The 12,928-nt window shown below is 73.0% G+C and carries 11 protein-coding genes and 1 pseudogene; 11 read left to right on the top strand and 1 reads right to left on the bottom strand.

Annotated elements, in window-relative coordinates; all coding sequences use genetic code 11:
* Positions 1–28: 28 nt before the first annotated feature.
* From ACEXOX_RS13685 to ACEXOX_RS13670, 4 genes are all read left to right on the top strand, one after another.
* The gene (locus ACEXOX_RS13685; protein WP_406520823.1) at positions 29–439 is read left to right on the top strand and encodes a Rieske 2Fe-2S domain-containing protein; all 411 of its coding nucleotides are present in this window, start codon (positions 29–31) and stop codon (positions 437–439) included.
* Positions 440–731: 292 nt separating this feature from the next.
* Entirely contained in the window at positions 732–1,283 is a 552-nt protein-coding gene (locus ACEXOX_RS13680; protein ID WP_406520821.1) for a hypothetical protein, read from the top strand.
* Positions 1,268–2,425, top strand: coding sequence for an MAB_1171c family putative transporter (locus ACEXOX_RS13675; RefSeq protein WP_406520819.1), 1,158 nt, complete (start codon positions 1,268–1,270; stop codon positions 2,423–2,425). Before ACEXOX_RS13680 ends, ACEXOX_RS13675 begins: the two co-directional genes overlap by 16 nt.
* A gap of 61 nt (positions 2,426–2,486) precedes the next feature.
* Positions 2,487–2,873, top strand: coding sequence for an MTH1187 family thiamine-binding protein (locus ACEXOX_RS13670; protein ID WP_406520817.1), 387 nt, complete (start codon positions 2,487–2,489; stop codon positions 2,871–2,873).
* A 64-nt stretch (positions 2,874–2,937) separates the two neighbouring features.
* On the opposite strand, the gene ACEXOX_RS13665 is transcribed toward ACEXOX_RS13670, so the two are convergent.
* On the bottom strand, positions 2,938–3,912 hold the full coding sequence (locus ACEXOX_RS13665) for a hypothetical protein (protein WP_406526334.1): 975 nt from the start codon (positions 3,910–3,912) through the stop codon (positions 2,938–2,940).
* A 352-nt stretch (positions 3,913–4,264) separates the two neighbouring features.
* On the opposite strand from ACEXOX_RS13665, the gene ACEXOX_RS13660 reads away from it, so the two are divergent.
* The 7 genes and pseudogenes from ACEXOX_RS13660 (at position 4,265) to ACEXOX_RS13630 (ending at position 12,821) form a co-directional block, all read left to right on the top strand.
* Entirely contained in the window at positions 4,265–4,915 is a 651-nt protein-coding gene (locus ACEXOX_RS13660) for a papain-like cysteine protease family protein (protein ID WP_406520816.1), read from the top strand.
* Between the two features lie 4 nt (positions 4,916–4,919).
* The gene (locus ACEXOX_RS13655; RefSeq protein ID WP_406520815.1) at positions 4,920–5,816 is read left to right on the top strand and encodes a hypothetical protein; all 897 of its coding nucleotides are present in this window, start codon (positions 4,920–4,922) and stop codon (positions 5,814–5,816) included.
* Between the two features lie 199 nt (positions 5,817–6,015).
* Positions 6,016–8,174 (top strand): annotated as a pseudogene (uvrC, locus tag ACEXOX_RS13650) (excinuclease ABC subunit UvrC).
* 101 nt (positions 8,175–8,275) lie between these two features.
* On the top strand, positions 8,276–9,166 hold the full coding sequence (gene rapZ, locus ACEXOX_RS13645) for an RNase adapter RapZ (RefSeq protein WP_307721268.1): 891 nt from the start codon (positions 8,276–8,278) through the stop codon (positions 9,164–9,166).
* Complete coding sequence (yvcK, locus tag ACEXOX_RS13640) at positions 9,163–10,227, top strand: uridine diphosphate-N-acetylglucosamine-binding protein YvcK (RefSeq protein WP_030023513.1); 1,065 nt, start codon at positions 9,163–9,165, stop codon at positions 10,225–10,227. The genes rapZ and yvcK overlap by 4 nt, the downstream gene beginning before the upstream one ends.
* Positions 10,218–11,207: a DNA-binding protein WhiA gene (gene whiA / locus ACEXOX_RS13635; protein ID WP_003987139.1), complete on the top strand. Its 990-nt coding sequence runs from the start codon at positions 10,218–10,220 to the stop codon at positions 11,205–11,207. Before yvcK ends, whiA begins: the two co-directional genes overlap by 10 nt.
* Before the next feature lie 1,272 nt (positions 11,208–12,479).
* Positions 12,480–12,821 (top strand): hypothetical protein, encoded by a 342-nt coding sequence (locus tag ACEXOX_RS13630; RefSeq protein ID WP_406520813.1) that lies wholly within the window; start codon positions 12,480–12,482, stop codon positions 12,819–12,821.
* Positions 12,822–12,928: the final 107 nt, after the last annotated feature.

Genomic DNA, 12,928 nt, shown 5'->3' with positions numbered 1-12,928 from the left:
GCCCTGACCAGAACTCTGGGAGTACGACATGAGCCAGCCCCCCGCCCGCCGGACCGTGCTGCGAGGGGCCGCGCTCGTCGGCGCGGCGGGCTTCGGCGTCGCCGCCTGCTCCGGCGGCGGCTCGGACGAGGCGTCCGCGACACCCGCCGAGCCCGTCGCCCTGGGCGCCGCCGCCGAGGTACCGGTCGGCGGCGCCAAGCTCTACCGCGAGAGCCGCCTGCTCGTCTCGCAGCCCGAGAAGGGCCAGTACAAGTGCTTCAGCGCCAAGTGCACCCACGCGGGTTGCGTACTGGACAAGGTCGAGCGGAACCAGGGCAACTGCCCCTGCCACGGTAGCCGGTTCGACGTCACCACCGGCAAGGTCATCCAGGGACCGGCCTCCAAGCCGCTGCCGGAGGTGCCCGTCAAGGCCGAGGGCGGGAAGCTGATCGCGGGCTGACGGGCTGACGGGCTGACGGGCTGACGGGCTGACGGGCTGACGGGGGCGGCGGGGTACGCGCCGGGCGCCGTAACACAGTGCGATTGGCCGGAAACGGACTGCTCGGCGGCAAGGGACTGACAGGGGGCCGGGTGACGATCTACGATCGCACGACGCGTGGCACGGATGGCGCGCGAGGGGGTGTCGTCGTGCTGGTTTCCTCGTGTCTCCACCCGGCGGCGGCAGCATGACCGGGCGTCGCTACCGGGTCGTCTGCCCTCCTGTACCCACAAGCCATGGAGAGCCACCCGCGATGCACTGGAGGCGACTGCGCCGCCGCTGCCGGCGCGTGATCGACGGGATACCGCTGCCCGAGCCGTTCTCCGCCCAGGAACTGTGCGCCCGGCTCGCCGCCGACCGGGACCGCCCGCTGCGGCTGCTGACCCTGCCCACCCCGACCGGGCTGGGGATGCCGACCGGCATGTGGCTGGCCACCGAGGAGGGCGACTACGTCTTCTACGACGCGCAGACCAGCCCGCTCCACCAGGAGCACATCATCCTCCACGAGATCGGCCACCTGGTCTGCGACCACCGCATGGCCGTCGAGGACCCCGGGCTCTTCCGCCACATCGACATCGAGGACCCGGCGTCCATCCGTCGGGCCCTGGGCCGCACCCGCTACTCCGACCGCCAGGAGCAGGAGGCGGAGATGATCGCCAGCCTCATCCTGGAGGGCGCGGGGCGGGTGCCCGCGCCGACCCTGCTGTCCGGCACGCTCGGCGGGCTGGCGTCCGGCATGGGCCTGCGGTCCGGTACGGGCCCGCGCGACACCCGTCACCCGGGGGCACCGTGTTCACGTGGCTGACGGACCTCGCCTGGCTGGAGGACGCCGGCATCGTGGCCCTGTGGGCGGTGGTGCTCGCCCGGGCGCCGCAGGGCCTCAAGGACCGGGCGCAGCGGCCCCTGTGGTTCGCCATCGTGATGATCGCGCTGGCCATGTCGATGCACCTGGAGCCGGTCACCGCCGTCCTGGCCCGCCTCGTGCCGGGCGCCCACTGGGTGGACCTGTCCACGCACCTGTTCAGCATCGTCGACGCGGCCGCCGTGCTGTGGTTCATCTTCCAGGCGGCGGGGCGGCAGCGCCGTACCGTCCTGGTGTTCGGCGCCGCTCTCGCCGTCATGCTGGCGCTCGTCGCCCTCGACCTGACCGGCCCGCCGCACGCGCGCAACCAGATCACGCCGTCGCCGGACATCCCGAGCGTGCCGGACGCCTACTGGTACGTCTTCTTCGCCTTCCACCTGACGGCCGACACCACCTGCGGATTCGTCTGCTGGTCGCAGGGCCGTACCGGCGCGCCCCGGCTGCTGCGGTACGGGCTGCGGCTGTTCGGCACCGGCATCCTGCTGGCGTCCCTGCTGTGGGTGCTCAAACTGGCCTACCTCCAGACCCGTTCACCGGTCTTCGGCCCGCTGTTCTCGCCGGTCACCGGCGTCGAGGCGCTGTTCATCGCGGCAGGGGTGGCGCTGCCCGTACTGGCCGGGGCCCGGCAGCTGTGGCGGGACCGCGCGTCCTACCGGGGGCTGGCCGTGCTGTGGCGGGAGCTGACGGCGGTCACCCCCGACGTGGTCCTGGGGTCGGACGGCCGGCTGCGCAACGCCGTGCTGCCGCTCCAGCTGCGCCTGTACCGGCGCGTGATCGAGATCCGCGACGCGATGATCGTGCTGCGGGACTACGTCACCCCGGCCACGCTCGACGGGGTCCGCCGGCACGTGGGGGAGCGGGCCGTTCCCGAGCACCTGACCGACGCGCACGTCACCGCCTGCTGGCTGGCCGCCGCCCTGCACGCGCGCCGCACCGGGGAGGCACCGCGGGCCCAGACGGCCAATCTCGCGGGCCCCGGCGCGGGCGATCTCGGCGAGGAGGTCCGCCACCTGCTGCGGATCGCGGATGCCTACCGGTCTCCCGTGGTACGCGAGTACCGGGCGGTGCACGTCGGCAGCGGGTGACGGTGCCGCGCCACGGCCGGCCGCCGACGGGCCGCCGTTTCCCTGCGAGGAGAGGAAGACCGTGCTCATTGCCTTCGCCCTGACGCCCATGGGCGTGGAGGAGAACGGCGCGGCGTACGTCGCCGACGCGATCAAGATCATCCGGGAGTCCGGGCTGCCGAACCGCTCGGACTCCATGTACACGATGATCGAGGGGGACTGGGACGAGGTCATGGACGTCGTCAAGCGCGCCACCGAGGCCGTCGCCGACCGCGTGCCGCGCGTCCAGGTCAGCATCAAGATCGACGTATGGCCGGGGATGGACCGCCCGCTGGACGGCAAGATCTCGATGCTGGAAAGGCGCGTCGCGGACAACGCGGCGGCCGCGAGCGCCCTGGACGCCCGTACGGCGGCCGCGGACGCCGACGCGTCGGGCGTCCCGGCCACCGGGGCGGGACCGGCCTCCTAGGCCGCATCCCCGTTTCGAGGGTTCACCCCAGGGGCGCGTCTCCTGGAGGGCGCCCCGCCCGGGGTCACCCCCAATCCCACCCGATCCCCACGATCCCGGGCCGTACGCCCTGTTCCACCAGGTGTACGGCCCGGTGCTGCCCGCTCAGCGTCAGCTCCTGCTGACCCGAGCGGGGCGCGCCCGCCTTGGTCTGCGTGAAGCGGCGGCAGCGGACCGGCAACGCCGCCTGGTCGAAGCACACCTGGAGAACGTACTGGCCGCCGGCGAAGCGGAAGCCGCGTACGTACTCCGCGCTCTGGCCGCCGCTGCCGTCCTCGAAGCTGTGCCCGAAGACGTGGGTGTCGCCGGTGCGCAGCCGGACGTCGAAGAGCAGCTCGGCGACCACCATCGCGGTGGCCGCGTTCCGGCGCACCCGTCCCAGGCGGCAGTTCTCCCCGGCGGTGACGGTCACCCGTGACGGGTCGCAGCCCGCGTCGCCCTGGTGGATGGCGATGTAGCGGTCCACGCCGTCCCGGTGGGCGCGCACCACCTGGAGGGAGCGCCGACCGCTCAGCTCGCGGCCGGCTCCGATGTGGACCCATTCGTGGTGGCCGACCGTGTGCAGCCCGCCGTCCGTGGGCGCCTCCAGCTCGGCGAGGAGCGCGTGCAGGGCGTCGGACGGGTCGAAGAGCGAGCGGTAGGAGCGGGCGGCCGGGCGCTCCGTCGTCTCCGCTCGCGCGCCGCCTTCGGGGACCAGCAGCCGGTGCAGGGAGCGCGCGGGCAGGTCGAGGACGTCCTCCAGGGCCCGTACGGCGCGCAGCGACTCGGGGCGCTGCGGGCGCCGCGCCCCTTGCTGCCAGTAACTCAGGCTGGTCACGCCGACCTTGATGCCGCGCTGTGCCAGCTTGTGCTGGACGCGGTGCAAGGCGAGGCCGCGGGCGGCCAGGGCGGCCCGCAGGGCCAGGTGGAACGGTCCGGTCCGCAGAATCTGCGTCAGTTCGCCCGATTGGGGGAAGCCGGGCTGCTTTCCGGGTGCGCCCGAGGCCCCTGGTGCGGGGATCGCTCGTGTGCTTCCTGATGTTCGAGAGGCGTTTCCTGAGGTTTTCCCCGAGGTGTTCCGTGAGGAGTTCCATGAGGTGTATGTGGTGCCTGTTGTGTCATGTGCTGATTCATCGCCCAACCCTCCGGCGCGCGCGGTGAACGTTCACAACCGGACTTCACACCGTGCGCTGTCCCTGCCTGTCCGCTGCAGTACGCCGGGCACGAGCCGTTCACACCCGGCACCGGACGTCCACACCCCCATGTCACCCCGCATTGAAGCGTGTTGACCTGCTCCCGACAACACCCGATGCTCCTGACCAGCATCCGGATGCGCTCCTCCATCCCCACCCCCTCACCGGGAGAGGAACGCCATGACCTGTGCACCACGCACCCGCGGCGCACGCCGCAGATGGCTGTCGGCCGCGGCACTGTCGGCCGCCGCGCTGACCGCCGTACCCGCGACACCCGCCACCGCCGCGCCCGCCCCCACCGGCACGGCGGTCCAGGCGGCCCCCGCCGCGCCCGCCTCACAGGGCGCGCTCGCCGCGAACCGGCTCGACATCTCCATGCAGGCTCAGGAGAAGACCAACTGGTGCTGGGCCGCCTCCGGCAACACCATCGCCACCTTCTACGGAGGAAGGTACAGCCAGAACCAGTTCTGCAACGCGGCCTTCAACCGCTCGCAGGGCAGCACCTGCCCCAACAACCAGGCCACACTCGGCAATGTGCAGAACGCCTTCGACTGGATGGGCGTCAACCCGGGCTCGTACGTCACGGGCCACCTGCGCTACGGCACCGTCCAGAACGAGATCAACGCGGGGCGCCCCGTGGAGACCCGCATCCAGTGGTCCTCGGGCGGCGGGCACATGCACGTGATCTACGGTTTCGACACCGCCGACAACTGGGTGTACTGGGGAGACCCGTGGGGCTCCAACAGCCGCTACAACTGGGGCGACTACAACTACTACGTCAACGGCAACTCCTTCTCCTGGACCCACTCCCTCTACCGGATCGGAGCCTGAGGCCATGACCGAGCACAGAGCTCCGGCCGTGTCCGGCACCGCCGCCGGGCGCGGCACCCCGGCCCTCCGCGCCGCCATACGGGCCGCCGCCACCGGCGCGCTCACCGCCGCCTTCCTCGGTCTCGCGCCGCAGGGCGCGCTGGCCGCCACCCCCGCACCGCCGCCCGCGCCCGCCGCGTCGGCCGTCACCGCCGCCCGCACGGCGGCCACCGCGCCGGACACCCTCGCGACGCTCTCCCGCTTCTTCGCCCGCGACGGCGCGGTCGCCCGGACGAAGGCACGGCCGCGGATCGAGGGACGGACCGTGCCCGTGTACGTCCTGTCGGCCGACTTCGTCCGCGGCAAGGCCGGGGCGCCCGTCTCCCGGCTGGAGTTCCTGGCCAGCACCGCGGTCTCCGCCGACGGGCAGAAGGCGTCCGTGTGGACCGCCGAGTCCGGCGGCTCCTGGAAGGTCGTCAACATCGCGACCGGCGACGACGAGGCCCGCTACAGCGCGGCCGGCGACGGCGGCACGGTCTTCCAGGAACCGCAGATCAACGCCTGGTACGAACAGCGCGGCGACCGCGTCCGGCCGCTGGACGCCGAGGCGCGCAAGGCGGTCGGCGCGGGCGGCACCACCGTCGCCGCGTACCAGAAGCGGGTGGCCAAGGCGTACGGCGACAAGCTGCCCGGCTCCGCGTACGACCGGCGCGGCGCCGCCGGCGGGTACGGCCCGCAGGCGTCCGGCGCCGACGGCGGGGCCGCCCAGGAAGGCACGCCCGGACAGCCCGTCGCGGCCGGCGCCGCGGCGGGCGACAGCAGCGGCCCGGTGACCGCCGCCTCGGCCGTCGCGGGCACCGCCGCCCTGCTCGCCCTCGGGCTCTCCGGCGCCGCGGCGCTGCGCAGGCGCCACAGCCGCTGAGACCCGCCCGGGGCGCCGCCCCGGCACCCGGCCCGGACGGACCCCACCCGTCCGGGCCGGACGAACCCCACCGGTCCGGGCCGGGCGCCCCGCGCCCGCGCGTGCGGCAGCGCCTCCTCCCGCGCCGTACCCCCGGCGTGCATGCCCGCAGCGGCCCACGGTCCGCCCGCTGTCACTGCCCCCAAGTAGGGTGGGCGGCATGGCAGACCCCAGCAGTTACCGACCCAAGCCGGGACAGATCCCCGACTCGCCCGGGGTCTACAGATTCCGTGACGAGCACCGCCGCGTCATCTACGTCGGCAAGGCCAAGAGCCTGCGCCAGCGCCTGTCCAGCTACTTCCAGGACCTGGCCAATCTCCACCCGCGTACCCGCACCATGGTCACCACCGCGGCATCCGTCGAGTGGACGGTCGTCAACACCGAGGTCGAGGCGCTCCAGCTCGAATACACCTGGATCAAGGAGTACGACCCGCGGTTCAACGTCAAGTACCGCGACGACAAGAGCTATCCGTATCTGGCCGTCACCCTCAACGAGGAGTACCCCAGAGTCCGGGTCATGCGCGGCGCCAAGAAGAAGGGCGTGCGCTACTTCGGCCCGTACGGCCAGGCCTGGGCCATCCGCGAGACCGTCGACCTGATGCTGCGCGTCTTCCCCGTACGGACCTGCTCCGCCGGGGTCTTCAAGCGCTCCGCCCAGATCGGCCGCCCCTGCCTGCTCGGCTACATCGGCAAGTGCTCGGCCCCCTGCGTCGGCCGCGTCTCCCCGAAGAGCACCGCGAACTGGCCGAGGAGTTCTGCGACTTCATGACCGGCCGTACGGGTGCCTACATCCGCCGCCTGGAGAAGTCCATGCAGGAGGCGGCCGAGGAGATGGAGTACGAGCGGGCGGCCCGGCTGCGTGACGACGTGGACGCGCTCCGGCGGGCCATGGAGAAGAGCGCCGTGGTGCTCGCCGACGCCACCGACGCCGACCTGATCGCCCTCGCCGAGGACGAGCTGGAAGCGGCCGTGCAGATCTTCCACGTCCGCGGCGGCCGGGTGCGCGGCCAGCGCGGCTGGGTCACCGACAAGGTCGAGAACGTGGACACCGCCGCCCTCGTCGAGCACGCCCTCCAGCAGTTGTACGGCGAGGAGAGCGGCGACGCCGTGCCCAAGGAAGTGCTGGTCCCGGCCCTGCCCGACCCGGTCGAACCGATCCAGCAGTGGCTCACCGTGCGCCGCGGCTCCAACGTCTCACTGCGCATCCCGCAGCGCGGCGACAAGAAGGACCTGATGGCCACGGTCCAGCGCAACGCGCAGCAGGCCCTGGCCCTGCACAAGACCAAGCGCGCCTCCGACCTGACCACCCGCTCCCGCGCCCTGGAGGAGATCGCCCAGGCCCTCGGCCTGGACTCGGTGCCGCTGCGCATCGAGTGCTTCGACATCTCCCACCTCCAGGGCGACGACGTGGTGGCCTCGATGGTGGTCTTCGAGGACGGCCTGGCCCGCAAGAGCGAGTACCGCCGCTTCCAGATCAAGACCTTCGAGGGCCAGGACGACGTCCGGGCCATGCACGAAGTCGTCGGCCGCCGCTTCCGGCGCTACCTCCAGGAGAAGCAGCAGACGGGGGAGTGGGACGAGGAGGCGCCCGCCGGCGAGGACGAGACGGCCGCCGCAGGGTCCGCCGCCGAACCCACCGCCGGGCCCGCCACCGAATCCACCGCCGTGCCCACAGTCGGGCCCGCAGCCGGTCCCGCCACCGGGCTCGCCACTGGCCCAGCCGACGAGGACGCGCCCGTGGCCACCGGCCCCACCGACGAGGAGGGCCGCCCCAAGCGCTTCGCGTACCCGCCGCAGCTCGTCGTCGTGGACGGCGGCCAGCCGCAGGTCGCCGCCGCCCAGCGGGCCCTGTCCGAGCTGGGCATCGACGACGTCGCCGTCTGCGGCCTGGCCAAGCGCCTCGAAGAGGTCTGGGTGCCCGACGAGGACGACCCCGTCGTCCTGCCCCGCAGCAGCGAGGGCCTCTACCTCCTCCAGCGCGTCCGTGACGAAGCCCACCGCTTCGCCATCGCCTACCAGCGCAACAAGCGCGGCAAGCGCCTCAAGACCGGGCCGCTGGACAGCGTCCCCGGCCTCGGCGAGAGTCGCCGCCAGGCCCTGCTGAAGCACTTCGGCTCGGTCAAGCGGCTGCGCGCCGCACGGATCGAGGACATCTGCGAGGTGCCCGGCATCGGCCGCAAGACGGCCGAGACGATCGCGGCGGCGCTGGCCGGAGCGGCCCCGCCCGCCCCGGCAGTGAACACCGCCACAGGAGAGATCATTGAGGATGACGTGACCCCGCCGGCCGCGTTGTCGTCAGAACGGGGGCAGGAACGATGAGCAGCAGTACCGAGCAGCACAAGCACGACACGCGGGAAGCGCAGGACACCCGGCCTCCCCGCACGACAGAGAGAGACGGTGCACAGGTGAGTACGGGCGCGATGCGCGATGCCGACACGGGCGAGAGTGCCGCCATCCCCGAGTTGGTGATCATCTCCGGGATGTCCGGGGCCGGCCGCAGCACGGCCGCCAAGTGCCTGGAGGACCTCGGCTGGTTCGTCGTCGACAACATCCCGCCCGAGCTGATCCCGCCCATGGTCGAGCTGGGCGCCCGCTCGCAGGGCAACGTCGCCCGGATCGCCGTCGTCGTGGACGTCCGCGGCCGGCGCTTCTTCGACAACCTCAAGGAGTCCCTGGCCACCCTCGACGCACAGAGCGTCAAGCGCCGCATCGTCTTCCTGGAATCCTCCGACGAGGCCCTGGTGCGCCGCTTCGAGTCCGTCCGCCGCCCGCACCCCCTCCAGGGCGACGGGCGCATCGTCGACGGCATCGCCGCCGAACGCGACCTGCTGCGCGAGCTGCGCGGCGACGCCGACCTGGTCATCGACACCTCCAGCCTGAACGTCCACGAGCTGCGCGCCAAGATGGACGCCCAGTTCGCCGGCGAGGAGGTGCCCGAGCTGCGCGCGACGGTCATGTCCTTCGGCTTCAAGTACGGCCTGCCCGTCGACGCCGACATGGTCATCGACTGCCGCTTCATCCCCAACCCGCACTGGGTCCCCGAGCTGCGCCCCTACACCGGCCTGAACGACGAGGTCTCCGGCTACGTCTTCGGCCAGCCCGGCGCCAAGGAGTTCCTGGACGGCTACGCGGAGCTGCTGCGCATCGTCGCCGAGGGCTACCGCCGCGAAGGCAAGCGGTACGTGACCATCGCCGTCGGCTGTACGGGCGGCAAGCACCGCAGCGTCGCCATGTCCGAGAAGCTCGCCCACCGCCTGGTCTCCGAAGGCGTCGAGACCGTCGTCGTCCACCGGGACATGGGGCGCGAATGACCGCCCGTCCCCTGCGGCTGCGCCGGGTCCGCAAGTTGGTCCCGGGCAGCCGCTCCGGCAGGGGCGCCACGCCCAAGGTCGTGGCGCTCGGCGGCGGCATGGGCCTGTCCGCCTCGCTGGCCGCGCTGCGCCGCATCACCGGCGACCTGACCGCCGTGGTCACGGTCGCCGACGACGGCGGCTCCAGCGGCCGGCTGCGCGACGAGCTGGGCGTCCTGCCGCCCGGCGACCTGCGCAAGGCGCTCGCCGCGCTGTGCGGGGACGACGACTGGGGCCAGACCTGGTCCCGGGTGATCCAGCACCGCTTCACCAGCGAGGGCGAACTGCACGACCACGCCGTCGGCAACCTCCTCATCGTCGCCCTGTGGGAACAGCTCGGCGACCACGTCCAGGCCCTGGACCTGGTCGGCAAGCTGCTCGGCGCGCACGGCCGGGTGCTGCCCATGTCTGCCGTACCCCTGGAGCTCCAGGCCCTGGTCAAGGGCCACGACGAGACGCGCCCGGACGAAGTCTCCACGGTCCGCGGCCAGGCCACGGTCGCCCTGACCCCCGGCGAGGTGCAGTCCGTGCACCTCGTCCCGGAGGATCCGCCCGCCGTGCCCGAGGTCGTCGCCGCGGTCCGCGACGCGGACTGGGTGGTGCTCGGCCCCGGCTCCTGGTTCTCCTCCGTCATCCCGCACCTGCTCGTGCCCGAGCTGCGCGAGGCGCTGGAGGAGACCAAGGCCCGTAAGGTCCTCTCGCTGAACCTGGCACCCCAGCCCGGCGAAACCGATGGCTTTTCCCCGCAGCGTCATTTGGAGGTTTTGGCCCGACACGCCCCTAAACTCGCCTTCGACGTGGTGCTGGCCGACCGGGCCGCCGTGCCCGACACCGAGAGCCTGACCGTCGCTGCCAAACAGCTCGTGGGCAGCGAGGTCGAGCTGGCGGAGGTCGCCGCGCCCGGCAGCCCCTGCGGCACGGCGGAGACCCACAAGGGTGCCGCCCGGCACGACCCGGAGCTGCTGGCCGCCGCGTACGACCGTATTTTTCGGATGCATGGAAGGATCGGCCCATGGCGATGACGGCAGCGGTGAAGGACGAAATCTCCCGGCTCCCCGTCACCCGGACCTGCTGCCGGAAGTCGGAGGTCTCGTCGATCCTGCGGTTCGCGGGTGGTCTGCACCTGGTCAGCGGCCGGATCGTGATCGAGGCGGAGCTGGACACGGGCATCGCCGCCCGACGGCTGCGCAAGGACATCCTGGAGATCTTCGGCCACTCCTCCGACCTGGTGGTGATGGCCCCCGGCGGCCTGCGGCGCGGCAGCCGCTACGTCGTACGGGTCGTCGCCGGCGGCGACCAGCTCGCCCGCCAGACCGGCCTGGTCGACGGCCGCGGAAGGCCCATCCGCGGCCTGCCCCCGCAGGTCGTCTCCGGGGCCACCTGTGACGCCGAGGCGGCCTGGCGCGGGGCCTTCCTCGCCCACGGCTCGCTCACCGAGCCCGGCCGCTCCTCCTCCCTGGAGGTCACCTGCCCCGGGCCCGAGGCCGCCCTCGCCCTGGTCGGCGCCGCCCGCCGGCTCGGCATCGGCGCCAAGGCCCGCGAGGTACGCGGCGTGGACCGCGTCGTCGTCCGTGACGGTGATGCGATTGGCGCGCTGTTGACGCGCCTGGGGGCCCACGAGTCCGTACTGGCCTGGGAAGAGCGGCGGATGCGCCGCGAGGTCCGCGCCACGGCCAACCGCCTCGCCAACTTCGACGACGCCAACCTGCGCCGCTCGGCCCGCGCCGCGGTCGCCGCGGGCGCCCGGGTCCAGCGCGCCTTGGAGATCCTCGGCGAGGAGGTGCCCGAGCACCTCGCTGCGGCCGGCCGCCTGCGCATGGACCACAAGCAGGCCTCCCTGGAGGAACTGGGCGCCCTCGCGGACCCGCCCCTGACCAAGGATGCCGTCGCGGGCCGCATCCGCCGCCTCCTGGCCATGGCCGACAAGCGCGCCCAGGACCTGGGCATCCCCGGCACGGAGTCCAACCTGTCGGAGGAGATGGCGGACGGCATGGTCGGCTGAGATGGCGCGTTCCGCGCCGGAGGCCGGGTAGGGGTTTCGTTGCCCGGTGGCGGGCTGGGCGCCGTGGCCGACTCATCGCCCGTACCGGGCGGCGCCTCCCGTACCGGGGTACGTGACCGGGCCTCCAGACTTCGTCCTACGGCCCGCCCCCTCCCGCCGTACGGCGACGAACGGCCGGTGGGGGCAGACGTCCCCCCACCCACACCGCGAAAGCCGACCGCGTACGGGAGGGTGCGGGACCGGAGGACGAAGTCTGGAGGGCCCGGGCCCGCCCCACGGTCGAGCTGCCCGCAGTCCGACGGAGTTTCGGCGCCCAGCGGCGGGCTGGGCTCCGTAGCCGACTGGCTGCTTGTACCGGGCGGCGCTCTCCTCGGTCCGGGCACGGGACCGGCCCTACAGACTTCGTCCTACGGTCCGACCCCTCCCGTCGTACAGCGTCCGATGGCCGGTGGGGGCAGGCGTCCCCCCCCACCCTCGTACGTGACAGCCGATCGCGTACGGGAGGGTGCGGGACCGTAGGACGAAGTCTGTAGGGCCCGGGCCCGCGCCGCCTTCGAGCCTCCCGCGGGACGGCGGAGTTTCGGCGCCCGATGGCGGGCTGGGGTCCGTGGCCGACTGGCTGCCGGTGCCGGGTGGCGATCTCCTCGGTCCGGGCACGGGACCGGGCCTACAGACTTCGTCCTACGGTCCGGCCCCTCCGGTCGTACGGCGGCGGACGGCCGGTGGGGGCAGGCGTCCCCCCCACCCTCGTACGTGACAGCCGACCGCGTACGGGAGGGTGCGGGACCGTAGGACGAAGTCTGTAGGGCCCGGGCCCGCGCCGCCTTCGAGCCTCCCGCGGTACGACGGAGTTTCGGCGCCCGATGGCGGGTCGGGCTCGGTGGCCGACTGGCTGGCCGCGTCGGGTGGCGCTCGCTGTTCCGAGTCACGGGACCGGCCCTCCGGACTTCGTCCTGCGGCCCGGCCCCTTCCGTTGTAGGGCGAGCATCGACCGGTGGGGGCAGGTGCCCGCCATCCCGGGTACGTGTCAGCCTGACGCGTACGGGAGGGACCAGGCCGCAGGTCCGCTCGCGGCCCGGGAAAGCATGTGCGCCCCTGGGCGGCCGCTGTCTGGCCTGAGGTGATGGACGCGGTACGGATCAGGCCGATGCGCGAAGAGGATCTTCCGGCGGTGGAGCGGGCCTCGGCGCTGACGTTTCTGGATGCCGATCGGCGTGATCGCAGGGTCAGTGCCCCGGAGCCGGAGTTGCGGTCCGTCGCCGCTGCTCGGCGGTGGACCGACCTGATGCGCTGATACCTGGGCACGGACCCGGACGGCTGCCGAGTCGCGGTGGTAGCGGAAGCGGGCGCAGGCCCGGCGCCACCCGCCGGTACCGGCTCGCCGGGTTCTCGCTCCACCTGGCCGCCGGGCGTGCCGACACCGCGCAGCGGCTGCTGTGGGAGGCGCTGGCCGCGTCGGACGGCCGTATCCTCGTCAACTGCATCACCGCCCCCAACGAGTGGGCGGTCGACGTCGGTCTCGCCGCGGGGCTGGCCATCGGCCAGGAGGGCTACATCGCCGTCCGCGGCCTGCCCGGCCCGGCGCCCTACCTGGCCGACGGTCGCTTCCTGTGAATCGCGCGGGTGCGCGCAGCGCACGGTGGTGCGACGTCTCCGGGAGCTTCTCGGCCACACCTCTGCCATCCGCCACACCCCGTATTGACATGATCATGCAGCGTGAC

This window comes from Streptomyces sp. Ac-502 (assembly GCF_045222935.1).
GTDB lineage: Bacteria > Actinomycetota > Actinomycetes > Streptomycetales > Streptomycetaceae > Streptomyces > Streptomyces monomycini.
This window is presented reverse-complemented; position numbering and strand designations above follow the sequence as displayed.